Here is a 22899-nt window from a genome sequence, read left to right on the forward strand (position 1 = left end):
CGATTGATTAGGGTGGTTACTTCCCTACAGCGAAGCTAAGAACCTTTGCAGACTGCGTTGCATCGCGCACAGGGGTGCGGGGGAGGGCACACGTGAAGCGACAGGGCATGCCGCTTGGCATAGGTAGACAGAAAGAACGGCTTGATCGTGAGCGTAGGTATAGACCTGAGTACATGACTTCGGAGGGCAACAACCTGCTCATCAAGGGCAACAACCTGCTGGCGCTGCATTCACTAAAGGCGCGCTATGCAGGTGGTCCGTTTCCTTTTTCTACTCTTGCTAGTTTGCCGGGACTGGAGAAGGTCTCTCCCCACCACTGGGGCAAAAAGTCACGAAAAGCCGACCAATTCGAGAATATACGATGACGCGACTTCACTACATCCTAATAAGTTTCTTCGGTGCCGCTTCGATTTTGGGCATTGCAACGCAGAATAGCGGCGAGTTTCTTGTTGCCTATCTCGGAGTAATCGTACTTGCCGTATGTGGGTTATTTGTTTGGGGTGGTGTGAAGTTCGTTCGCTATACTCAGAGCAGACTAGATGCTGACATGGTGGTCGAAAGGTTGAAGGTAGCCGCCTTGGTTCTGTTCTTTGTTGTTTCGCCCGTAGCCTTCATCCTCGTGTTGGATGTTCGCGATGGCGGAAGCCGAAGTTTCGATGCCGATACGCAATATGACTATCTAAGAAGGTAGTGTCTTAACGGTCGATACTTGGTACACAGCGCAGTTAAGAAAGCACCATGAAACTTAACAACAAGTCGCCTGACCACTACATTGCTTGTGCATCATGTTTGGCAATTTGACTGCAATCAAACACGACTGTTAGGACAAACAGATTACTGCAGATGCACTTCGCGCATCGTACCGAACTTTGCAGGCATTCGACTTGCTGCCATCCGACCTTGATAACTGCACACATTACGCGGCGTTTATCGTTGCGTACTTTCTTAGTCATGGGCGGCATGGAAAAGATTGGCCCGGACAGCAGAGCGGAGGTCATAGAAAAAGTGACTTCCATAGTGCTCGAAGCAGTGCGGATTGAAGCTGGCCACTTTGCTTTGAAGATGGAAGAGGCCATGCGGAATGGCCCCGACCCGAGTATCGCTCAGTTGGCTTTGTCAATCGTGATGCGGTCAATGGCCTCTTTCAATTGGGCCAGCATGTAGCCTTCCCGATTATAGACCTCTTGCTTGACACCTGATCGTGCATTGCCAACGATGCATTGCACAATAGGTTCGGGAACATCCGCTTGGCTCAGTCGTGTTACGACTGTATGGCGAAGGCAGTGAAATACTAGCGCGGGTTCCTTAAGCCCTAGCTTAGGCAGAAAACTCTCATTGCACCAGCGCCCCAAGGTTCGACCATAGCCACCGTTTGCGTTGTAGTTGTAGTCTGGAAATAACCGGGTGCCATTCCATCTTCTGTCCACGAATTCGAGGAAGCCTAGGCCGATCAAATCCGGGTGTACCGGGACTTTCCGTCGAGCTGCAGTTGACTTTATACGTTTGTTGTCGTCGTCACCTTCATCCATGATGTTGAGGAACCATACGCTGCATTCCTGCTGCATTGCGCTTACAGCTTTCTCGAAAAAACCCTTGTCGTTCAGCCGTTCCGAGTATTTGTCGAGCGAAGCCTTGAAGTACCGATGCACCATTGATCGGATTTGGTCTTGTCTTAGTCGTGGCACGTTCTCTTGATCCGGTATTAATCGACCGCAAGATGCTAGAAATCGCGCCAGATCACTAGCCCTATGCGGGCATCGGGTACGCAGCGATATTCTGACAGATGTTCTCTTTTGCTCAGAAGACGGAGGGATAGGCCAGCGGAAGTAATAAACGCCGTGTCTTGAATGGCTTAGGTAGGATGACTGCATCATTGTAGGTGTGTCCCACTTTGTGTCACACCCGAGCACCACAGGGCTAAGTCAATGATTTAGAATGAAATGGAGGCGAGTACCGGAATCGAACCGGTGTACACGGATTTGCAATCCGCTGCGTCACCACTCCGCCAACTCGCCTTTTCAAGTAAAATCAAATACTTGCTGTGGTGTAACTGGGTTTTTAACAGCTTTCCTCGGGGGCGTCCAGTGGATTGCGTGCGAATTTGCCGGCAAGACTGAAATTTGCCGAAGTCCATGCCCAAGAAGGTGATCACGATTCAGGTTGCGGCAACAGGGGCGTTGCTGGAAGGTTCAGGATATGGCACAAGCCCGACATCTTTGGGAATGAGACGAGATATCCAATGACTGACTTCGCAGCCCGGCGCCGCACAATGGTTGATACACAGATCCGCCCCTCTGACGTCACCAAGTTCCCGATCATTGAGGCTATGCTGAGTGTTCCGCGGGAAAGCTTCGTACCCGATTCTCAACGCGAGGCGGCCTATGTGGACGGCCTGATTGATCTGGGTGGAGGGCGCAGCATGCTGGAGCCGCGGACCCTGGCTAAAATGCTGGACGTGCTGAACATATCCAAGGACGAGATGGTCCTCGATATCGCTCCGGCAATGGGATATTCCACGGCTGTCACCGCACGGATGGCTGAGTTGGTTGTGGGTGTTGAATGCGACGAAACCCTTGCAGCCGAGGCGCAAAACCTCTTGGCCGAAGCTGACGTGCACAACGCCATCATCCACGTCGGCGCGTTGGAACAGGGTGTGGCGGAACACGGCCCCTATGATGCGATCATGGTGCAGGGCGGTGTCGAGCAGGTGCCCGATGCCCTGTTGGATCAGCTCAAGGACCACGGTCGGATCGTGTGTCTGTTTGTCAACGGCAACCTGGGTACCGTGCGGATCGGTCGAAAAACCGGTGGTCGCGTCAGTTGGCGTGATGTGTTCAATGCCCATGCGCCGGTTCTGGAAGGTTTTTCGGCAGAGTGTGCATTTTCGCTATAGTCCGCCGATAGATTTTTCTATCGCCTTGATTAGTTGAAAAGAAGGCCGCAAACTGCCTGTAGGGCAGTGTAATTTCGTTTGAGAGGATTTTGGTATGCGTGGTTCGGCGACAGGTAAGCTGGTCAGGGCGTTTGCTGTGACCGCAGGACTTGCCATGAGCGTGATGCCAGGGCGTGCAGCGTGGGCAGACAACATAACGGATGCGTTCATCGGCGCGTATAACACCAGTGGTTTGCTTGAGCAGAACCGGGCGTTGCTGCGCGCGGCGGATGAAGATGTGGCCATTGCGCTTTCTGCGTTGCGGCCAATCATCAACTGGACCGTGCAGGTCAGCCAGGATTACACCCGTTCGCGGGTCAATAACGTCGTGACGACAAACGAGCCGTCGCGGTTCTTTTCGGGCCTGACGCTGAGCCAGCTTTTGTATGATGGCGGCGCGTCGGTGCTGGGCAAGCAGTCGGCGCAGGAAACGGTGCTATCGACCCGGCAAACCCTGATCGATATCGAACAACAGGTTCTTATCCGCGCAGCAAATGCCTATCTGGGCGTCCTGTTGCAGGAAGAGACCGTGGCGATCCGCCAGAACAACGTGGATGTGTCGGCAGAGGAACTTAGGGCGTCGAATGACCGCTTCGAAGTGGGCGAAGTAACCCGGACGGACGTCGCATTGTCCGAAGCGCAGCTGGCAAGCTCTCAGGCGGATCTGGCTGTGGCACGCGGTGAATTGAGCATTGCCCAGGCCGAATACGTGAACGCGGTCGGAAAGGCACCGGGGCGAACGGCTGGCCAGCCGAGCCTGCCCAATCTGCCGCGTTCCGAAGCTGAAGCTGTGAACCTGGCGCAACGCAACCACCCGGCCATTCTGTCGGCACAGCATCAGGTCAGGGCGTTCGATCTGGTCGTGCAGCAACAGCGGGCCAACCTTGGGCCGAATGTCAGCCTGAATGCCGACGCTGGCGTGTCCGAGCGCTATGACAATAGTGACTATGTGAACGACGCGACCGTGTCGCTGAACTTCAATCAACCCATCTACGCAGGTGGCCGGTTGGCGGCAAATGTGCGCCGCGCAATGGCCAGCCGGGATGCCTCGCGTGCGAATCTGCTGAACGTTCAAAAGAACATCACGCAGGGTGTGACCGACCGGTATGCGGCGTTTCAGGCGGCCAGCGCCAGTTTGAGGGCGTCAACCGAGCGCGTTAACGCCTCGCAGGTGGCATTTGATGGCATCCGGGAAGAGGCGACTCTGGGCGCGCGAACAACTCTGGATGTATTGAATGCACAGCAGGATTTGCTGGATGCACAGCTGGCGGAAGTTGCTTCGCGCACCGAACGGTCGCGGGCTGCCTATCAGTTGTTGCAGGCGCAGGGCCTTCTGACAGCCGAGCGTCTTGGGCTGGCGGTGCAAATCTATGATCCGACTTTGTATTACAACCTGGTCAAGAATGCACCTGCACAGGTCAGCAAGCAAAGCAAGGATCTGGATCGTGTTCTCAAAGCGTTGCGCCGGGACTGATCGCCAATACTATTTGTTGTGAGGCACGGATTGTTTGGCTACACTTGATCCAAGGATAGAGCGGTAGAGAACAATGTCTGATAATGTCGTGAAAGCAGGGATCGAAGACGTTCTGTCTTCGGTCAAACGTCTGGTCAGTGAAGACAGTCGTGATAAATCCGTCTCGGATCAAACGACTAAGGCACGCAAGCCGGGGCGGCTGGTGCTTACCGATGCTTTGCGGATCAGCACACCAGATCAGTTAGGAGTGATTCCCGCTAAAGCTGTATCCAAAGCCGAAGTTACAGATGCCGCCAAGCCGATGTTGCTGCGAACCTGTGACATCGTTCAGACGGGTCAACCCGCGAACGCCGACGAGGACAAGCCAGAAGCAGCCGAGACGAAACACGCCCCGTCGGATGATGCTGCAATCAGCCTGAGTGCAAAGATCGAAGCGTTGGAAGCGGCCATTGCACAAACAGAAGACCAGTGGGAACCGGACGGTGACAGCCAGGATGCATATTCGGGCACACCGTCACATGCGCTGCCATGGGATGTCGAAGAAGAATTTGCCGCTGCGATGTCGATTGATGCTGCTGGAGACGATGAACCAGAGGCGGCTCAGCAGGACGAAGGTGCACCTTATCAGGCGGAATTCATCCGGTCGTCTCAGGCTGTTGTGTCTGATGTCGATGCCGAAGAACCTGATTCCGACGAAAACGTCAGGACGATCGACATGGACGAGGACGCTCTGCGCACCCTGATCGCAGAGGTTGTCCGCACCGAACTGCAAGGAACGATGGGCGAGCGAATTACAAGAAATGTGCGCAAGATGGTCAGACGAGAGATCGCCCGCGCTCTTGCGGCTCAGGATCTGGAGTAACTCTCAGCTGCGGTGCGGGGGCTGCGCGAGGCTGAGCAGCAGGTCAAGGTCCATGTGGCGCTCCAGATGATCGGCCAGATCGTCCAGCGCCTGCTCGACGCCATCTTCATAGGACAGGTCCGAGGTCACGCCTAACGCTGACAAATACCGCGCCCGGAATGCGTCGGACGAAAAGATACCGTGCAGATAGCTTCCCTTGATCCGCCCGTTTGCGCTGGCCGCGCCCTCGGGGCGGCCTTCGACCTCAAGCCATGCATTGGCGCAATCCGGTCCGTCTGTATGGCCCATGTGGATTTCGTATCCGGTGACCGGCTCGCGGTCCGGCAAGGCATGGGCCTTACGCAGGACAACTTGCTTTTGTCCCCCCATGACCGTGTCTACATCCAGCAACCCCAACCCTTCGACCTTACCCGGTCGACCGTCCACGCCATCGGGATCGGAGATGGTCTTGCCCAGCATTTGAAAGCCGCCACAGAGACCCAGAACATGCCCGCCGCGCCGAACATGACCGTACAGGTCGATGTCCCAGCCTTGTGCACGGAAATAGGCCAGATCTCCGATGGTGGATTTGCTGCCCGGTAGCAAAACCAGATCGGCATCGCCCGGCAATGCGCGTCCGGCCGGTATGATCTCGACACTCACACCGGGTTCGGCCGACAATGGATCAAGGTCGTCGAAATTCGCCATCCGTTCAAGCTGCGGCACAACAACCTTGCAGGTGCCGCCTGTGTGAGAGCGGATGTCCATCATATCTTCGGCCGGAAGTTTCCAGGCGTCGTGAAACCATGGCACAACCCCCAGACAGGGCCACCCTGTACGAGAGGCGATATCCTCGCGCCCTTCGTCAAAAAGGGACACATCCCCCTTGAACCGATTGACGGCGAAGCCCCGAATTCGCGCAAGATCACCCTCATCCAGAACCGCCTGAGTGCCAACGATCTGTGCGATCACACCGCCGCGGTGAATGTCGCCGACAAGTATAACAGGTATATTCGCAGCGCAGGCAAAGCCCATATTGGCGATGTCACCCTTGCGCAGGTTGGTTTCGGCCGGGCTGCCCGCACCTTCGATCAGAACCAGATCCGCATCGCTGCACAGTCGGTCAAAGCTTTCCAGTGCGGCGCTTATTAGCCTGGATTTATCCTTGCGATAATCACCGGCTTTCATGGTGCCCGCACGCTGCCCCTGAACGATGATCTGTGCGCCGGTATCGGTTTCAGGTTTCAGCAATACAGGGTTCATATCCGTATGCGTCGCTCGCCTTGCCGCCCGTGCCTGAAGGGCCTGTGCGCGACCGATTTCCCCACCGTTTTCCGTAACAGCAGCATTGTTCGACATGTTCTGCGGCTTGAAGGGCGCAACCCGAAGACCTCTCCGTGTAAAAGCTCGCGCAAGCCCCGCCACCAGAACGGATTTTCCGACATTGCTGCCGGTGCCTTGAATCATGATGGCGCGAACCATGGATTGTCTCCTACCTGTCAAAGCGCAGATGACCTGATTTGGGCGGGCAGGGGAAGCCCCGAACTCACCTTGACGCCCGGGATCGGGATTGTGGCGGTATACGCATAGAAAAACGCGCTCTGATGGCAGAGCGCGTTTTTTCTGAGTTGAAACAGCCTTGGATCAGGCAGCTTCAGCCTGCTGAGCGGCGTTGCGACGCTCGCTTTCTTCACGCGACAGCGCGACCGAGGTCCGCACGCCACGGCCAACGAACTCCATCAGTCCGCTGACAACCCGTTCGTTCGGGTCGATTCCCGCGCAAGACAGCACTTCGCGTCCATCGCGCGAGCGCGCCCAACGGGCGATTTGTTCCGGACCATTGCCATATTTCTTGTCATCGGCAATGGCGTCATCGAGTGCGGCCAACACAACGGCCGCGAAAAGTTTGCGAGCACGATTGCCTTGTTCGTTGTTAAAGGCAGTGCCGTCAACGAAATCTCTCATCTCGTCTTCCTTGTTTTTCTTGCTCTTGCAATTTTCGGCGTGACGGTCCTTATGACCGATAAAGTGCGATTCGGATACAGCTAATATGCATAGTTGCGTTGCGTCACTTGCATATCTCGCTGCACCTGCAGCACTAGGTTTGGTTGTCTTGTCAGGTATGTTCCCGCCAGATATAGGAGGCGCAACTGACGCATCAACCGTTTGTGAAGGATTTATGTAATGCCCAAGATAAATGGGAACGAAATTCGCCCCGGCAATGTGCTTGAGCATAACGACGGCCTTTGGGCCGCGGTCAAGGTTGACCATGTGAAGCCCGGCAAGGGCGGCGCTTTCGCGCAGGTCGAACTGCGCAACCTGCGCAATGGTTCAAAACTGAACGAACGGTTCCGCTCAGCTGACAAGGTTGAGCGTGTGCGCCTTGAGCAGAAGGATCAGCAGTTCCTGTATGAAACCGATGGCATGCTGGTCTTCATGGATGCCGAAACATACGAACAGATTGAATTGCCAGCGGATTTGCTGGGCGAGCGTCGTCCGTTCCTTCAAGATGGCATGACGATTGTTGTCGAATTCTACGAAAGTGAAGCGCTGAACGCGACACTGCCGCAGAAAGTGACCTGCAAGATCGTCGAAACTGAGCCGGTCGTAAAAGGTCAGACCGCCGCGAACTCGTTCAAGCCTGCAATTCTGGACAATGGCGTGAAAGTCATGGTGCCGCCGTTCATCGGTCAGGATGAAATGATCATCGTGAACACCGAAACCATGGAATATTCCGAACGCGCGTGACGTTTCGTCGCTTTTAATATCAGACCGCGCAGACAGCCGCTGCGCGGTCTTTTTTATGCACTGTTGCGGTACCGGTAATGCGCGGGGTCCGGGCCGAATAGTTCCAACATAAGTTCGTATTTGATGCGGTTGGCACTGACTTGTCTGTAAAAGGCGATCAGGAACGCGGTCGGGCCCTGTATCCGACCAAGCCCGCTGGTCGCGGCCACCACTGTGCCGACATCGGATTTGCCGTGCAGCACCAGATAACCGCCCAACATCAGAATACCGACGGTTCCGGCGCCATTGATCACGCTCAACAGGAACTTGGCCGAAAGCTTCCAAAGAAACATGCGCCGTCGTGTGTCATAGATGTCGTCGAACAGGGCATTGATATCCCGCTCGACGGCATCGATATCCTCGGTGGTCAGCCTATCAGTGGCGCTGCGCAAAAGGCGGACGCGTTCGGCGACGAACGTGTTCACTTTGCGTTGCGACACCAGAACGATAATGATCTGCGGAACAATCATGGAAAACGCGATAAGGCCAAGGCCTGGCTGCGTTGAGGATATGTACCCGATCACGCTGATCAGCGTTCCGACCTGAACCACCGGGTCCGAGAATGCGCCCCCGGCAAACTTGCCCAACTCCTCGGCTTCGGCCGAGATGGCGGTCGTCATGGTGCCCTTGCGCAGGTTTTCACCCGTTTCTTTCAGGTCAGTAGCGCGCCAGAGCAAGCGTTGCCGGATCAGCCGGATCATGTCTTCGCCCAATATCCCTGCGCGAAAACCCAGAACCCATTTCAGGGCGAGGCTCAGCAGGATGACAATCATCATGCCGATGCCCAGCAGAACCAGCTTTTCGACGTGAAGATCATTGGACGTAAGGTGGTTGACGATATCGCGCTGAAATTCAAGCGGAACAGCGGCAAGCGCCGCAATGGCAATGGATAACAGGATGAGGATAATCTGCCGCCCGGCGCTGGCGCGCCAAATCGCGGAATAAAGCTGAAACATGCGGGTATCCGTGTTGCCCCTGTGACGACACATTGGCAGGGCTGGGTAACGGGTTCAAACTTTATGAAACATACGGCGGATAAGGCCGTGCCGATTTGGCAACAAGTTACGCTTGGTCCGTCAGGCGAACCACGACGTCTCCGGCCATCATGTCTGCATTCGCACGGTCAAAGCGCAGATACGCGATTCCTTGGCCGCCTGATTGCGTGAACAGGGTGCCGACGGGTTTGCCGTTTGCGGTAATCTCAGTCCCCGCCGGAACCGATCCTTCGACAAAGACCCGCCGCAAGCCTTTGCGCAACTCGGTCTTGTGTTTCATGCGCGCAGTCACTTCCTGACCGACATAGCAACCCTTTTTGAAATCCACACCATTCAGCGCCTCGAACCCGGATTCGAGGATATAGCTGTCTGGCGTAAGTTCGACCCCAGCCTCGGGGATGCAGTGTCGAACGCGCAGCGCGTCCCAGTCGGTTCCGTCATCGCCATCTGGGGCTGTCGAATAGTCACGCCAACCCATATCCGCGTGACGGGGGTCGGGCAGGGCGGTGTCCGGTGCTGGACCTGTGCCGCGCTGCAGATGCAGATCCGTGCCTTCGATCACCACATCCGCACGGAGTTTGTACATGTTCAGGCGCTTGATCAGGTCATCTGCAAGTGGCTCGGCCACGTCCAGCAGCACCCCAACGTCATCGCGTTTCAGAAAGAAATCTGCCAGATACTTGCCCTGTGGTGTAAGCAGTGCGGCATAGACCAACCCATTGCCCAATCCCTGAACGTCATTGGTTACAAGATCCTGCAAAAAGTTTTCGGTGTCCGAGCCAGTCAGGCGCAGGATGCGGCGGGTGGGCATGGCTTGGTCCTCGTCATTGCCTTTGGCCTCGTGATATAGGAAGTCTCGCAGCCAAGACCAGAGGTTATCGGACGTGCCCGCACCCGTCACTGTAGTGATTCCAACCTTGAATGCCGCCGATTCCTTGCCTGCGTGCCTTGAAGCCCTGATGGAAGGGGTGCATTCCGGGCTGATCCGGGACCTGATCGTCAGCGATGCAGGCTCAACTGACCAGACGTTGAGAATAGCAGAAGATGTTGGCGCGCATGTCATTAGAGGTGAGCCATCGCGCGGCGGTCAATTGCGCCGGGGGTGCGCGCATGCTGATGGAGACTGGCTTCTGATCCTTCATGCAGATACCGTGTTGCAAGAGGGATGGGCCAAGAGCGTAAGCGCCCATCTGCCATCCAACGCACCAGCGGCGTTTCGGTTGGCTTTTCGCGCGCGTGGGCTTGCGCCAGCCTGGGTGGCCGGATGGGCCAATTTGCGCAGCAGGCTGTTCGGTTTACCGTACGGAGATCAGGGGTTGCTGGTTCAGCGTAATGTCTATCTGGCGGCTGGCGGGTATCCGGACCAACCCTTGATGGAAGATGTGGCGCTGGTGCGCGTATTGCCACGGATCGCAATACTCGAGTCGCGCGCCTTTACGAGCGCGGAGCGCTACGAACAGGCAGGTTGGTTTCGGCGGGGCACGCGGAACTTGTGGACACTTCTGCGCTATTTTCTGGGAGTTGATCCACAGGTGTTGGCGCGGGGCTATCGGCGTTGAGCTTCGTACGTAACTCGACCAAAGATTTTCCCAATCGAAATGGGGCCGCAAAGCTAACAAGACAAAGCGCCACGATTTGCAGCACCAGAATATGGGCGTTGGCCTGCAGGTATTCCCATTCGTTTTTCAACTTGCCGACCTGCTCGATCAGGTCGTCATAGCTTTGTGCCAGGATCTGATAATCTCCGGCAATCGCGGGCACCTTACGGCGCATGTTGTCGATGGCTACCTGAGTTTTGTCGTCCAGGGACGTGAATACGAGGAACTGGTCGATATCGAAAGCATCGGCTTTGGCCGTCATATCCCGTAGCTCGTCCATATCATCCTTGGCCTGACTTCCGAACAGGAAGTGCAGGCCCTGCAGGGGGGCTACTTCGTTGGTAACGGCGATGAACAGGGGCAATTCCGAGTTGCTGGCAGTTGAAGCCGACAGAAATTCAACCTTGTCGCACAGCACTGCCGTGTCAGGATCGTAAGCAGGGTCGCAGAAACGCAGACGAAACCGTGCGGCATCCCTGTCGAACGCCAATGTTGCCGCGTAGGCCACATCAATCTGACGATCCAGTCGCGAACTGTCCGACGTATAAAGCCCTGCCAGAACAGCCACCAATGCGCCGATACCACCCAGCACGACCCAGACCAGATCGGCCAGTTTCCACGCCCGGTGCCCCGCTGGTTTGCGGAACAAAAAGGCGGTGCCGATCGATCCTGACAGAAAAAACAGGATAAGCAGGGGCAATTGGTTGTCTGTCACAAAACTCATGTGCCCGATCTTAGAACCTGATGCGCGTCCTGCAACCGGGATCACGTGCAGTTGTAACTTCTTACCGGGCACAAAGGCGCAGGACGAGACCGGAAACGGCTTGCGGACACATTCCCAACGGTGGCGGTATTTTGACCACTGGAATCCGGCTTGACAAAAATCCCGGTTTTGGCAGACACCACGCCCAAGTGAATAGGGCCCAAGACCCTTGTTGCGCGTATTCTGCGGGAAAGGTCGGGCATGACCCTGTTCGTCACTCTGATTATTCTGTCGGCGGCGTTGCTGCATGCCGTATGGAACGCCATCGTGAAAACGGCGACGGACCGCACCACGATGCTGGGTCTGGTCGCGTTGGGTCAGGTCTTGCCAGCGGCGGTAATGGTGATGGTCCTGCCCCTGCCGAACACGCAGAGCTTTGTCTATATCCTGCTCTCGACCGTCGTGCATTTCGGCTATTACTTCATGCTGAGCAAGGCCTACCAGCATGGCGACCTGAGTGTGGTTTACCCGATTGCACGCGGGATTGTTCCGGCACTGGTCTCGCTTTGGGCGATGGTGCTGGTGGGCGAAGTTCTGCCCTGGCAGGCTTGGGGCGGGATCGCCCTGATCGCGGTTGGCATTCAGCTGAGCAGCTGGGCCGCGCTGCGTTCGGGCGTCGGGCGCAGCGCGCTGGGATTTGCGCTAGGCACCGGGTTCTGCATTTCGATCTATTCGGTTGTTGACGGGGTCGGGGTGCGGCTGTCCGGCAATACGCTCAGCTATTGGGCGTGGGGGGCCTTTCTGCACCTGTTCATTGCAGGGTTTATCGGGGTCAGGAAACGCGCCACCCTGAAAGACCTGCCCGTCAGAATATGGATGACGGGCCTTTTGGGCGGGCTGGTTTCGATGACGGCGTATGGTCTGGTGCTTTACGCCAAGAACTTTGCGCCGCTGGGGGCGGTTTCGGCTCTGCGGGAAACCTCGGTTATCTTTGCGGCGCTTATCGGGTTCATTTTCCTGAAGGAAGGCAATTGGATGCGACGCCTGGGTGCCGCTGTCCTTATGGCCATTGGCGTCGCGCTGATCGGCACGGCGGTCTGACCCGGTCCCCGAGCCACGGTGAGACGTGTTATCCGGCTGCGCCTTCTGACTGAAGCGCCCGGAAATACCGGATCGTTGCGTCCAACCCTTCCTTCAGCTGCACCGTAGGCTCCCAGTTCAGCAGGGTCCGCGCCAGCGTGATATCGGGCTGACGTTGTTTCGGGTCATCCTCGGGCAACTCTTTGAAACTGATAGGGGTTTCCGCGCCAACAAGCGCCTGCACTTCGCTGGCCAGCTCGTTCATCGAGAATTCGTTGGGATTGCCCAGATTGACCGGGCCGGTGACCTCCTTGCCGGTATCCATCAGGCGGATGAAGCCTTCGATCAGATCATCCACGTAACAGAATGACCGGGTCTGCGTGCCGTCGCCAAAGATCGTGATCGCCTCGCCGGTCAGGGCCTGCATGATGAAATTCGACACGACGCGCCCGTCGGCGGGGTGCATTCGGGGCCCGTAAGTGTTGAAGATGCGGGCGACCTTGATCTCGAGCCCCATCTGACGGTGATAGTCGAAGAATAACGTCTCGGCACACCGCTTGCCCTCGTCATAACAGGACCGCGGCCCAACCGGATTGACGTTGCCCCAATAGTCTTCGGTCTGCGGATGGATCGTCGGGTCGCCGTAAACCTCAGACGTTGAGGCTTGAAAAATCTTGCATTTCAGACGTTTCGCCAGTCCCAGCATGTTGATCGCGCCATGCACGCTGGTCTTGGTCGTCTGCACCGGGTCGTGCTGGTAATGCACGGGCGAGGCGGGGCAGGCGAGGTTATAGATCTCGTCCACTTCCACGAACAGAGGGAAGGTCACATCGTGGCGCATGAACTCGAACCGCGGGTTGCTGTGCAGATGGTCAATATTGCGCTTGGTGCCGGTGAACAGGTTGTCGACGCACAAAACCTCATGCCCCTGATCCAGAAGCCGGTCGCACAGATGCGAGCCCAGAAACCCGGCCCCACCGGTTACGAGAACACGTTTTCGACTGTCATAAAGGCGGGCCATTGCAAATCCTTAATCGTTAAATCCAAGCCAGCTTGTCACAGGGAAGCCGAGTCTTGGTTTGATTAGTAAACTGAAGGGGTTTGAATTGCAGTAGATTTTGGTTTTTTGAGGGCGCGTGTGGTGTGGGTGTGTCTTCTGTCTAGCCAATGCATGAAGCAAAGCATCAAGCACGCGCCCTATCCGCCCACATGGGCGGGCACGAGGTTATTGAAACCTTTGCCCTAGTTCCACGGCAAAACCCTCTGTCGAGGGTTTTGCGATCGAGATACTTACGCTGGAATCTTTGATGAGTTTTGTGATGTCCCTCGGGTTCACTGACGAGTTGATACCCAAGATAACTTTGCTCAATTTCAGGTTCTCGCCAAAATTGACAAATGTCGTTCTTGAAGACGCGGCTTTCTCATAGTCTGTCGTGAACGTCCGCCATTCATCTTCATATTTCCAATGCTCCGACTTGGTTCGCATTGCGTAGTCTAAGCAATCGTTCAGCTTTTCAGGGTTTTCCGCCAAAAGAGCTTCGCTGGGAAATTCAACGAACTCTTTCACGTAGTCCACCTTCGAAAGTAATTTTGCAGGCTTTGGTAAAAAATATGCTACTTCCGAGGTGTCGAATTCTAGGCAAACCCCAGTATGGTTATCTGCATAGTTTGCCCACATTGAAGGACTTGAAAAGCAGCCGCTAAATGAAATGAAGCCTCGATTTCGAGTATGGGATTTTAGAATTCTTTGAAACAGTTCACGAGATGAATCACTCGCAAATTTAAAGGGAATCATTTCAAACGGATCATTCGTTTCCGTTGGTTTCGACACTTTCAGTCTTCTAAATGCTATATTCTCTAGCGCGTAGCGCTCACCAATAAACTTGTAGACTTTCATTCAGGTCAAACATCCAGCTCCTCCACAAACCGCGCGTTCTCCTGAATATACTGGAACCGCAGTTCGGGCTTCTTGCCCATCAGACGCTCGACCAGATCGCTGGTTTCGCCGGGTTCGTCCTCGTCGATGGTGACCCGGATCAATTTCCGGGATTTGGGGTCCATCGTGGTCTCTTTCAGGTCCTTGGCGTCCATCTCGCCCAGACCCTTGAAGCGGGAAACGTCGATCTTGCCCTTGCCGCCCAGACCTTTCTTCAGCCATTCGTCGCGCTCGACTTCGTCCAGACAATAGACGCGTTTGGCGCCCTGTGTCAGGCGATAGAGGGGCGGGCAGGCCAGATACAAGTGGCCCGCGTCAATCATCGGGCGCATCTGGGTGAAGAAGAACGTCATTAGCAGCGCGGCGATATGCGCCCCGTCCACATCCGCGTCGGTCATGATAATGATTTTGTCATAGCGCAGGTCGTCGACGTTGAACTTGGTGCCAAGCCCGACACCCAGCGCCTGCGTCAGATCGCTGATCTCGGCATTGGTGCCCAGTTTCGAGCTGGCCGCGCCCAGCACGTTCAGGATCTTGCCGCGCAGGGGCAACAGGGCTTGCGTTTTGCGGTCGCGGCCCATCTTGGCCGAGCCGCCCGCAGAATCGCCCTCGACGATGAATAACTCGGTGCCGTCGCGTGTTGAACTGGAACAGTCCACCAGCTTGCCGGGAAGACGAAGTTTCTTAGTGGCGGACTTGCGTTGTGTTTCCTTCTCGGCCCGACGGCGCAGGCGTTCCTCAGACCGCAGGATGAGGAAGTCGAGGATCGCGCCGGCGGATTTCGTACCAGCCGCCAGCCAATTGTCGAAATGGTCGCGGACCGCGTTTTCGACCAGCCGCTGCGCCTCGACCGTAGCCAGACGGTCTTTGGTCTGGCCCACGAATTCCGGCTCAGAAATAAAGCACGACACCAGCGCGCAGCCACCGGTCAGCAGGTCGTCGCGGGTGATCTGCGCGGCTTTCTTGTTGTTGATCAACTCGCCATAGGCCTTGATCCCCTTGAGGATCGCAGCCCAGAAACCGGCCACATGGGTGCCACCTTCGGGGGTGGGAACGGTGTTACAATAGGACTGGATGAACCCGTCACGCGACGGTGTCCAGTTGATGGCCCATTCGACTTTGCCGGGGGTGCCGAATTTCTCGTTGAAATCGACGGTGCCCGCAAAGGGTTGCTCGGCATAGGTGGACGAGCCGTTCATTGTCTCTTTCAGGTAATCCGACAGGCCGCCGGGAAAGTGGAACGAGGCCTCAAGCGGGGTTTCGCCGTCATCGATGGCGGTTTTCCAGCGGATTTCGACGCCCGAGAACAGATAGGCCTTGGAGCGGATGGATTTGAACAGTCGCGCGGGTTTGAACTTGTGATGGCCAAAGATGTCCGGGTCGGCGTGGAAGGTCACCGTTGTGCCGCGCCGGTTCGGGGCCGCGCCAACCTTTTCGACCGGGCCAAGCGGGATACCGCGCGAGAAACGTTGTTCATAGAGAGTTTTGTCCCGCGCCACCTGCACGACCATCGAATCAGACAGCGCGTTCACCACCGACGCACCAACCCCGTGCAAGCCGCCCGAGGTCTGATAGGCATTGCCCGAGAACTTGCCACCCGCGTGCAGGGTGCACAGGATCACCTCCAACGCGGACTTGCCCGGAAATTTCGGATGCGGGTCGATCGGGATACCGCGCCCGTTGTCACGGACGGTCAGGGCGTAGTCGGAATGCAGCTCGACCTCGATCCGGTTGGCATAGCCTGCCACAGCCTCGTCCATCGAGTTGTCAAGGATCTCGGCCAACATATGGTGCAGCGCACGCTCATCCGTGCCGCCAATATACATGCCGGGGCGTTTGCGAACCGGTTCCAGCCCTTCGAGCACCTCTATCGAGGAGGCGTCATAGGTAGAGGTGGCGCTGGGCGTCAACAGATCTTCGGGCATGGGTGCTGCTCTTGTTTTTGGGTTTCCGTCATTATGGCAGGTGATGTGGTCCGGGGGAAGAGGGACGCGAGGTGTTGTGGATTTTCTGTCAAGCCGCTTGCAATCCGTGCAGATAACCCGTCCTTTGATCCCGGTAAAGCGGAGGTGAATAAATGAGCTGGATCAGAACCGTTCCGTTCGAAGAAGCGACTGGAAAGTTGAAGAAACTCTACGAGCGCGTGACCGGGCCGAACAATAACGTAGACAACATCATGATGGCACACAGCCTTCGCCCGCATTCAATGGAAGGCCATATGGCCATGTACAAGGCGGTGCTGCATCATTCGGGCAACAAGATACCGAAATGGTTTCTGGAAGTGCTGGGGGTTTGGGTCAGCTCGCTGAACCGGTGCAGCTATTGCGTCGAGCATCACTTTGCGGGTCTTCAACGCTTGCTGGGTGACGCGGCGCGCGGCAACGCGATCAGGGCAGCGATTGAGGCGCGCGATCCCTTGGCTGCACCGCTGGATGCGGCGCAAATGGCTGCGATGGATTATGCCCGCAAGCTGACCGAAGCGCCGGGCGATCTGGTCGAGGCGGATGTCAGCGCCCTGCGCGACGCAGGTTGGGATGATGGAGAAATCCTCGAGATCAATCAGGTCTGCTCCTATTTTTCATATGCAAACCGGACGGTTCTGGGGCTTGGGTGCTCAACCGATGGTGATGAGTTGGGGTTGTCGCCGAACAACTCTGACAACCCTGACGACTGGGGGCACCGGTAAGGTGCTAAAGATGTCGTTGGCGCTGCGACAAAGGCCGCCCGGCTGGCCGTTGCACACGGGCAGGGCCTGGTTACGTCTGGCCTGTCCATTCCAGAACGGCCTGCGCCACGGCCCTCGGGTTTTGATGATGCAACCAATGATCGGTCCCGGGGATCGTGACACGGGTGAGGTGGGTGGCAAACGCCTCCAGCCCCTCAGTGGCTTCTGGTAAAAGGGCTTTGTCATCCGGCCCCCAAATCAACAAGTGCGGACACCTGACATGCAACCGGTCGAGCGGCAGGTCGGGCAGGTCTGTCGCGGGGACACCGGGTTTGGCGACAATCAACGGAGAGGCTCTGTACCAATTCAGCATCGCCTGCAGCCGACCAAGTCGAGCCCATTCAGTGCGGTAGTCGGCCATGCGAGCTTCGGTCAACCAGTCCAGCCCCATACCATGGCGAAAGAACTGTTCCAGCATCACAAAGCTGTTTTCGGACAATTTTTGCGCGGCATCAGGTGCCCTCAGCAGATTGATATATTGCGAGGCTATGGATTGTGCGCCACCCGAGGCCATGGCGCGTTGAAACGGCACCGGGTGCACGCCGTTTGCAATGATTAGCCGATCTACGAGTTCCGGTCGGAACATGGCGACGCCGTAAGCTACCGATGCGCCCCAGTCGTGACCCAGCAGCGCAACAGGCGCACCGCAGGATTCTATCAGCGCCGCTATGTCCGTGACCAATTGTGACAGGGTATAGTTCTGCACCCCTTCGGGACACCAGCTTTGGCCATAACCGCGTTGATCCGGAGCAATACAATAAAAGCGTTCTGCCAGATGAGGTGCAAGATCAGCCCAAGCGCCGCTGTATTCGGGGAAACCATGCAGCATTACTAACGGTGGCGCGGCTTTGTCGCCCCATGTCCTGACGTGGAAAGAATGGCCGTTCAGCTTGAAAAAAGACGTTTGCATTGGAACAAGTGATCCGCGCTGGAAACTATGGGTTTTTGAGGCATCTATTTGATACCAATCAAAGCGCATTTCCGAGCTTTCTGCTAGCCACCGTTCGGGACAGTAGAAAAGGACAGGATGTATGGACGCCATTGCCACGACCAACGCAGAACCCACCCAGATCAAGACCACGCTCGCCAAAGACACCGACCCCTCAGCGCCCAGCCCCGAGAAAATCCGGCAGGCATTTGAAAGTGGGAAATACCCCTATGGCCGCAAAATGGCCCGGTCGGTGTATGAGACGCAAAAAGCCAATCTGCAGGCCGAGCTTTTGAAGGTTCAACTGTGGGCGCAGGAAACGGGGCAGCGGTTTGTGTTGTTGTTCGAAGGGCGCGATGCCGCAGGCAAAGGGGGTACGATCAAGCGGTTCATGGAGCACCTGAACCCGCGTCAGGCACGTGTCGTTGCATTGAACAAACCCACCTGGGAAGAGAAAGGCCAGTGGTACTACCAGCGCTACATTCAGGAGATGCCGACCGTAGGCGAAATGGTGTTCTATGATCGGTCCTGGTACAACCGTGCGGGTGTGGAACGGGTCATGGGGTTCTGCACGCCCAACGAATATCTTGAGTTCATGCGGCAAACGCCCGAGTTGGAACGGATGCTGGTGCGCTCGGGCATTCAGCTATACAAATACTGGTTCTCGGTTACACAGCAAGAGCAGCAGCGCCGTTTCAAAAGCCGCGAAACCGACCCCCTGAAGCAATGGAAACTGTCACCGATCGACAAGGCGAGCCTCAGCAAGTGGGATGACTATACCGAGGCGAAAGAGGCCATGTTCTTTTACACGGATACGGCTGATGCACCCTGGACGATTATCAAGTCGAATGACAAGAAACGCGCGCGCCTGAACTGTATGCGTCACTTCCTGTCCTCGCTGGATTACCCTGGCAAGGATCACGATATCGTGTGCGAGCCTGATCCGCTGATCGTAGGGCAGGCGCATCACGTTATTCACCGATCCGAGCATATTCTGGGCACCGCGTTGCATCCCGACGCCCGCTGAGCATCAAAATGCCGGGCCACAGGGAAAGGTCGGGCACCAAAGTCTCAATCTGAAATATTGCCGATCCGCTCTTGTCCCGTGCCAAAGCCGCGCATATGGCTGGAGCGATGACAAAGGTGATGACATACCCGGCCCATTTTCGGGCTATTGCCGTTCTTGGCCTGCCACTGGTTGGCGGTCATCTGGCGCAATACGCGATCGGTTTGACCGACACCATCATGCTGGGTTGGTACGGGGTCGAGGCGCTGGCGGCCGTTACCTTGGCCAACAGTTATTATTTCGTGTTGTTTTTGTTTGGAGCGGGATTTGGCTGGGCAGTCATGCCCATGGTGGCCACAGCAGCGGCGGAAGGGGACGAAACCAGCATTCGCCGCTCGACCCGGATGGGGCTGTGGTTGTCGTTGCTGTATGCCGTGGTAGTCATGCCCTTGCTGTGGTGGTCCTATCCGATCCTGATCGCCATGAAGCAGGAACCGCAAGTCGCTGCAACCGCAGCCGAATATCTGAGAGTCGCCGGTTGGGGATTGTTTCCGGCCCTCATTGTGATGGTGTTGAAAAGCTATCTTGCGGCATTGGAGCGAACGCAGATCGTTTTGTGGATCACAATTGCGGCGGCGGCTGTGAACGGGCTGACCAATTATGCGTTGATCTTTGGCAACTGGGGCGCCCCCGAACTGGGCGTGACAGGGGCGGCAATCGCCTCGATTACGACACAAGTTGTTTCGCTGATTGCGGTCGTTATCTACGTGGTCCGGACGTTGCCGGAGCACAGCCTCTTCCAACGGTTCTGGCGACCGGATTGGGAAATGTTTGCCAGCGTATGGAAGCTGGGTGTGCCCATCGGCTTGACCACATTGGCCGAAGTTTCACTGTTCGCGACTTCTGCGGTGATGATGGGCTGGCTGGGTCAGGTCCCGCTGGCTGCGCATGGGATCGCCTTGAACCTGGCTTCGGCCACCTTCATGGTTCACCTGGGCTTATCAAATGCAGCGACCATCCGGGCTGGCAATGCGCTGGGTCGTCGGGATAGGGGGCATTTGGAAAAGGGCGCAATCTCCGTGACTGGTATGTCGCTGGTCATGTCGGTGGCAACCATCATCCTGTTACTGACTTGTGCCGAGCCTTTGATTTCCCTGTTCATGGAAGCAGATGATCCGCAGCGGGGACAAATCCTGACCATCGGTACCGGTTTGCTTGCCATGGCGGCTTTGTTCCAGCTGGTCGACGGCGCGCAGGTGATTGCGCTGGGCCTGCTGCGCGGGTTGCAGGATGCCAAGATCCCAATGGTCATGGCGGCGCTCAGCTATTGGGTCGTAGGGATTCCCGCGTCGTATTATTTCGGCTTTGTCCGTCATATGGACGGCATCGGCGTCTGGCTGGGCCTGGTGCTTGGTCTCGCCTTCGCGGCCGTGCTTCTCATGACCCGGTTCTGGATGTATTCGGTACAGCAGATACAGATATCGGCCGAGCCCGCTTAGTCTTTGTCCAGCCGATCTGCCTTTTTTCGCACCAGTACCGTACGCAGGTCGTGCATGGCCATCAATAACCTGTCGGTCACATCCTCCAGCTGCGTGTCGCTTGCCTTGGACTGAGCCCATTGCGTGGTCAGATTCAGATAGTCGACCGCGCGATGAATGTCGTCGATGTCGCGCTGGGCCAGCAGGGCCCGGCGCTCTTCCATCCATTGGGCAATCTCGGCCTGATCCCGGTCTGACAGCGTCCGCTGCCCGTGCGGCTTGACCTCACCATTGCGGATATTGATGACGGCAATCTGATCCATTTCGATCCGACGCTGACGGTTTTCAGTATCGATCCGAAACACCGCAGCACCGTTTTCACGTATGCGAAAGTAATACTCAGGCAGTTCGGCGGACATGGTCACCTCAGAGAAGCACAAAAACGCTGGATGCGGCTGCAAGCTTCGGTCAGTGCCGCGTCGGACGTAGCATAGCTGACGCGGAAATTCGGCGACAGGCCAAAGGCGGCACCAAACACAACGGCCACGTCGGCTTCTTCCAGCAGGGCGGTTGCAAAGGCTTCATCGTCTACAAGGACCGTCCCTGCCGGCGTCGTTTTCCCGATCAATCCGGCGATAGACGGATAGACATAGAAGGCCCCTTCAGGCGTTGGGCAGGTGACGCCGTCGATCTCGTTCAGCATCCGAACCACCAGATCGCGTCGGCGCCTGAATGTCTCGTTATTCGGGGCCAGAAAATCCTGGGTTCCGTTCAGGGCCTCAACAGCAGCCCATTGGCTGACCGAACAGGGGTTCGACGTTGATTGCGACTGGATCTTGCGCATGGCCGCGATGATCTCGACCGGGCCGGCGGCATAACCGATGCGCCAACCTGTCATGGCATAGGCTTTTGAAACCCCGTTGCAGGTGAGGGTCCGGTCAAATAGACCGGGTTCAACTTCGGCCGGGGTGCAGAACTCGAACCCGTCATAGGCCAGATGTTCGTACATGTCGTCCGACATGATCCAGACATGCGGATGACGCATCAGTACATCGGTCAGCGCCTTCAGTTCATCCCGACTATACCCTGCACCCGTCGGGTTCGAGGGCGAGTTAAAGATGAACCACTTTGTTTTGGGCGTGATGGCGGCTTCCAGTTGTTCTGCGGTCAGTTTGAAGCTGTTTTCCAGCGTCGTTTCGACCACAACAGGGGTGCCCCCCGCCAAAAGCACCATATCGGGATAACTGACCCAGTACGGCGCAGGGATGATTACCTCGTCACCGTCATTCATCGTCGCCATCAGGGCATTGTACAGCGTTTGCTTGCCACCGGTCCCGACCGAGATCTGGGCCGGCGAATAGTCCAGCCCATGATCGCGTTTCATCTTGGCACATGCCGCTTGTTTCAGTTCGGGGATGCCGTCCGGCGCGGTGTATTTGGTTTTGCCTGCTGCGATGGCCGCAACAGCGGCGTCTTTGATGTTCTGTGGCGTGTCAAAATCCGGCTCACCGGCGCTCAGGCCGATGACATCACGCCCGGCGGCCTTCAGCTCGGCTGCCTTGGCTGTCATAGCGATGGTGGGTGAAGGTTTGACGCGTGACAGTGTCGCAGACAGAAAACTCATGCTCGGCCTCGGTTTGTATGTTCAGCCCGACTGTCATAGGGTGCGTCAGAGTGACGATCAAGCCGTATAGATAAAGTGAATTGGAGACCCGAATGAATGATGAAAACGACTGGTATGGTCCGGATTCTGCGACATTCGGAGACCGTCTGGCCGGTGCACGCGAAGCCGCGGGAATGACACAGGCGCAACTGGCACGGCGTCTTGGGGTCAAGAAGGCGACAATTTCAGATTGGGAAAACGATCTGTCCGAACCCCGGGCCAACAGGCTGTCGATGATGGCGGGCATGGTCAATGTCTCGATCATGTGGTTGTTGACCGGCGAGGGCGACGGCATGGATGCACCTGTGGGTGAGGGCGAAGGTGGAACGGAACTGTCCTCGGCCGTGGCCGAACTGCGCGCCATCCGCGCTGAGATGCGCGCATGTTCCGAACGCGCGGCACGTCTGGAAAAGAAAATGCGTCAGATGCTGGAGCAGAAGAATTGAGCGAACCCCGGGATGTGCGCATCAAGCGCATGCAAATGCGGTCGATGCGACGCGGCATCAAAGAGATGGACATTATCCTGTCAGCCTATGCTGGGCGCAATCTGGCCGACATGGATGCCGACGGTCTGGATATCTATGATGCGCTGTTGCACGAAAACGATCAGGACCTTTATCAATGGGTTACGGGGCAGGTGCAGCCTCCGGCGCGATTTGCCAGCCTGGTTGCAGACATAGCGCAAACCTTTCAGAAATAAGGCAAAGTTCCGCTTAACCGATTTTTCGGATTTTCGGTTCATCGTGTGTCAAA

The 22899-nt window shown here is 56.6% G+C and carries 24 protein-coding genes and 1 tRNA gene; 13 read left to right on the forward strand and 12 right to left on the reverse strand.

What is annotated here, in order from left to right; all coding sequences use genetic code 11:
- The first annotated feature begins 92 nt into the window (after positions 1 to 92).
- Positions 93 to 365 carry a hypothetical protein gene (locus AC2FNC_RS06415; RefSeq protein WP_170770235.1) on the forward strand — a complete coding sequence of 91 codons (273 nt, stop codon included), beginning with the start codon at positions 93 to 95 and terminating at the stop codon, positions 363 to 365.
- Positions 362 to 691 (forward strand): hypothetical protein, encoded by a 330-nt coding sequence (locus tag AC2FNC_RS06420; RefSeq protein WP_170770237.1) that lies wholly within the window; start codon positions 362 to 364, stop codon positions 689 to 691. Before AC2FNC_RS06415 ends, AC2FNC_RS06420 begins: the two co-directional genes overlap by 4 nt.
- Positions 692 to 1103: 412 nt before the next feature.
- On the opposite strand, the gene AC2FNC_RS06425 is transcribed toward AC2FNC_RS06420, so the two are convergent.
- Together AC2FNC_RS06425 and AC2FNC_RS06430 are read right to left on the reverse strand one after the other, a co-directional pair.
- Positions 1104 to 1685: a site-specific integrase gene (locus tag AC2FNC_RS06425; RefSeq protein ID WP_496714839.1), complete on the reverse strand. Its 582-nt coding sequence runs from the start codon at positions 1683 to 1685 to the stop codon at positions 1104 to 1106.
- A gap of 256 nt (positions 1686 to 1941) precedes the next feature.
- Positions 1942 to 2015, reverse strand: a tRNA-Cys gene (locus tag AC2FNC_RS06430).
- 224 nt (positions 2016 to 2239) lie between these two features.
- On the opposite strand from AC2FNC_RS06430, the gene AC2FNC_RS06435 reads away from it, so the two are divergent.
- The 3 genes from AC2FNC_RS06435 (at position 2240) to AC2FNC_RS06445 (ending at position 5268) form a co-directional block, all read left to right on the forward strand.
- Positions 2240 to 2893, forward strand: coding sequence for a protein-L-isoaspartate O-methyltransferase family protein (locus AC2FNC_RS06435; protein WP_480517618.1), 654 nt, complete (start codon positions 2240 to 2242; stop codon positions 2891 to 2893).
- 94 nt (positions 2894 to 2987) lie between these two features.
- Entirely contained in the window at positions 2988 to 4406 is a 1419-nt protein-coding gene (locus AC2FNC_RS06440) for a TolC family outer membrane protein (RefSeq protein WP_480625034.1), read from the forward strand.
- A gap of 73 nt (positions 4407 to 4479) precedes the next feature.
- Positions 4480 to 5268: a hypothetical protein gene (locus AC2FNC_RS06445; protein WP_496714840.1), complete on the forward strand. Its 789-nt coding sequence runs from the start codon at positions 4480 to 4482 to the stop codon at positions 5266 to 5268.
- Between the two features lie 3 nt (positions 5269 to 5271).
- On the opposite strand, the gene AC2FNC_RS06450 is transcribed toward AC2FNC_RS06445, so the two are convergent.
- Together AC2FNC_RS06450 and AC2FNC_RS06455 are read right to left on the reverse strand one after the other, a co-directional pair.
- Positions 5272 to 6729: a cobyric acid synthase gene (locus AC2FNC_RS06450; RefSeq protein WP_496714841.1), complete on the reverse strand. Its 1458-nt coding sequence runs from the start codon at positions 6727 to 6729 to the stop codon at positions 5272 to 5274.
- 162 nt (positions 6730 to 6891) lie between these two features.
- The gene (locus tag AC2FNC_RS06455; RefSeq protein ID WP_037310273.1) at positions 6892 to 7212 is read right to left on the reverse strand and encodes a DUF6280 family protein; all 321 of its coding nucleotides are present in this window, start codon (positions 7210 to 7212) and stop codon (positions 6892 to 6894) included.
- Between the two features lie 219 nt (positions 7213 to 7431).
- On the opposite strand from AC2FNC_RS06455, the gene efp reads away from it, so the two are divergent.
- Positions 7432 to 7995: an elongation factor P gene (efp, locus tag AC2FNC_RS06460; protein ID WP_209503361.1), complete on the forward strand. Its 564-nt coding sequence runs from the start codon at positions 7432 to 7434 to the stop codon at positions 7993 to 7995.
- Between the two features lie 53 nt (positions 7996 to 8048).
- On the opposite strand, the gene AC2FNC_RS06465 is transcribed toward efp, so the two are convergent.
- Together AC2FNC_RS06465 and ygfZ are read right to left on the reverse strand one after the other, a co-directional pair.
- On the reverse strand, positions 8049 to 8990 hold the full coding sequence (locus tag AC2FNC_RS06465; RefSeq protein WP_496714842.1) for an ABC transporter transmembrane domain-containing protein: 942 nt from the start codon (positions 8988 to 8990) through the stop codon (positions 8049 to 8051).
- Between the two features lie 106 nt (positions 8991 to 9096).
- A complete protein-coding gene (ygfZ, locus tag AC2FNC_RS06470) occupies positions 9097 to 9840 on the reverse strand; it encodes a CAF17-like 4Fe-4S cluster assembly/insertion protein YgfZ (protein ID WP_480484217.1) in 744 nt (247 codons plus the stop codon).
- 73 nt (positions 9841 to 9913) lie between these two features.
- Here ygfZ and AC2FNC_RS06475 point away from each other — a divergent pair, with 73 nt between their 5' ends.
- Entirely contained in the window at positions 9914 to 10588 is a 675-nt protein-coding gene (locus AC2FNC_RS06475) for a TIGR04283 family arsenosugar biosynthesis glycosyltransferase (RefSeq protein WP_480484216.1), read from the forward strand.
- A gap of 1003 nt (positions 10589 to 11591) precedes the next feature.
- Positions 11592 to 12431, forward strand: coding sequence for an EamA family transporter (locus AC2FNC_RS06480; protein WP_480517606.1), 840 nt, complete (start codon positions 11592 to 11594; stop codon positions 12429 to 12431).
- Positions 12432 to 12459: 28 nt separating this feature from the next.
- On the opposite strand, the gene AC2FNC_RS06485 is transcribed toward AC2FNC_RS06480, so the two are convergent.
- The 3 genes from AC2FNC_RS06485 to parE all read right to left on the reverse strand — a co-directional run bounded on the left by AC2FNC_RS06485 (position 12460) and on the right by parE (position 16271).
- A complete protein-coding gene (locus tag AC2FNC_RS06485) occupies positions 12460 to 13431 on the reverse strand; it encodes a UDP-glucuronic acid decarboxylase family protein (protein WP_480492906.1) in 972 nt (323 codons plus the stop codon).
- Positions 13432 to 13635: 204 nt separating this feature from the next.
- Positions 13636 to 14307 (reverse strand): DUF2971 domain-containing protein, encoded by a 672-nt coding sequence (locus AC2FNC_RS06490; RefSeq protein WP_496714843.1) that lies wholly within the window; start codon positions 14305 to 14307, stop codon positions 13636 to 13638.
- A 5-nt stretch (positions 14308 to 14312) separates the two neighbouring features.
- A complete protein-coding gene (parE, locus tag AC2FNC_RS06495) occupies positions 14313 to 16271 on the reverse strand; it encodes a DNA topoisomerase IV subunit B (protein ID WP_496714844.1) in 1959 nt (652 codons plus the stop codon).
- 152 nt (positions 16272 to 16423) lie between these two features.
- Here parE and AC2FNC_RS06500 point away from each other — a divergent pair, with 152 nt between their 5' ends.
- Positions 16424 to 17032, forward strand: coding sequence for a carboxymuconolactone decarboxylase family protein (locus tag AC2FNC_RS06500; protein WP_480517598.1), 609 nt, complete (start codon positions 16424 to 16426; stop codon positions 17030 to 17032).
- A gap of 70 nt (positions 17033 to 17102) precedes the next feature.
- On the opposite strand, the gene AC2FNC_RS06505 is transcribed toward AC2FNC_RS06500, so the two are convergent.
- Entirely contained in the window at positions 17103 to 17981 is an 879-nt protein-coding gene (locus tag AC2FNC_RS06505) for an alpha/beta fold hydrolase (RefSeq protein ID WP_496714845.1), read from the reverse strand.
- 121 nt (positions 17982 to 18102) lie between these two features.
- Here AC2FNC_RS06505 and ppk2 point away from each other — a divergent pair, with 121 nt between their 5' ends.
- Positions 18103 to 19026, forward strand: a complete 924-nt coding sequence (ppk2, locus tag AC2FNC_RS06510) for a polyphosphate kinase 2 (RefSeq protein WP_480473473.1) — start codon at positions 18103 to 18105, stop codon at positions 19024 to 19026.
- Positions 19027 to 19133: 107 nt separating this feature from the next.
- On the forward strand, positions 19134 to 20504 hold the full coding sequence (locus tag AC2FNC_RS06515; RefSeq protein WP_496714871.1) for an MATE family efflux transporter: 1371 nt from the start codon (positions 19134 to 19136) through the stop codon (positions 20502 to 20504).
- Here the strand turns inward: AC2FNC_RS06515 and AC2FNC_RS06520 are convergent.
- Positions 20501 to 20902 carry a hypothetical protein gene (locus tag AC2FNC_RS06520; RefSeq protein ID WP_480473472.1) on the reverse strand — a complete coding sequence of 134 codons (402 nt, stop codon included), beginning with the start codon at positions 20900 to 20902 and terminating at the stop codon, positions 20501 to 20503. The genes AC2FNC_RS06515 and AC2FNC_RS06520 overlap by 4 nt on opposite strands.
- Before the next feature lie 2 nt (positions 20903 to 20904).
- A complete protein-coding gene (locus tag AC2FNC_RS06525; RefSeq protein WP_480473471.1) occupies positions 20905 to 22107 on the reverse strand; it encodes a pyridoxal phosphate-dependent aminotransferase in 1203 nt (400 codons plus the stop codon).
- A gap of 92 nt (positions 22108 to 22199) precedes the next feature.
- Between AC2FNC_RS06525 and AC2FNC_RS06530 the strand changes: the two genes are divergently transcribed.
- The gene (locus AC2FNC_RS06530) at positions 22200 to 22592 is read left to right on the forward strand and encodes a helix-turn-helix domain-containing protein (protein ID WP_480473470.1); all 393 of its coding nucleotides are present in this window, start codon (positions 22200 to 22202) and stop codon (positions 22590 to 22592) included.
- Positions 22593 to 22621: 29 nt separating this feature from the next.
- Positions 22622 to 22846, forward strand: coding sequence for a succinate dehydrogenase assembly factor 2 (locus AC2FNC_RS06535; protein WP_480476785.1), 225 nt, complete (start codon positions 22622 to 22624; stop codon positions 22844 to 22846).
- Positions 22847 to 22899 lie beyond the last annotated feature (53 nt).

Source organism: Ruegeria sp. BHSA123, assembly GCF_059613425.1.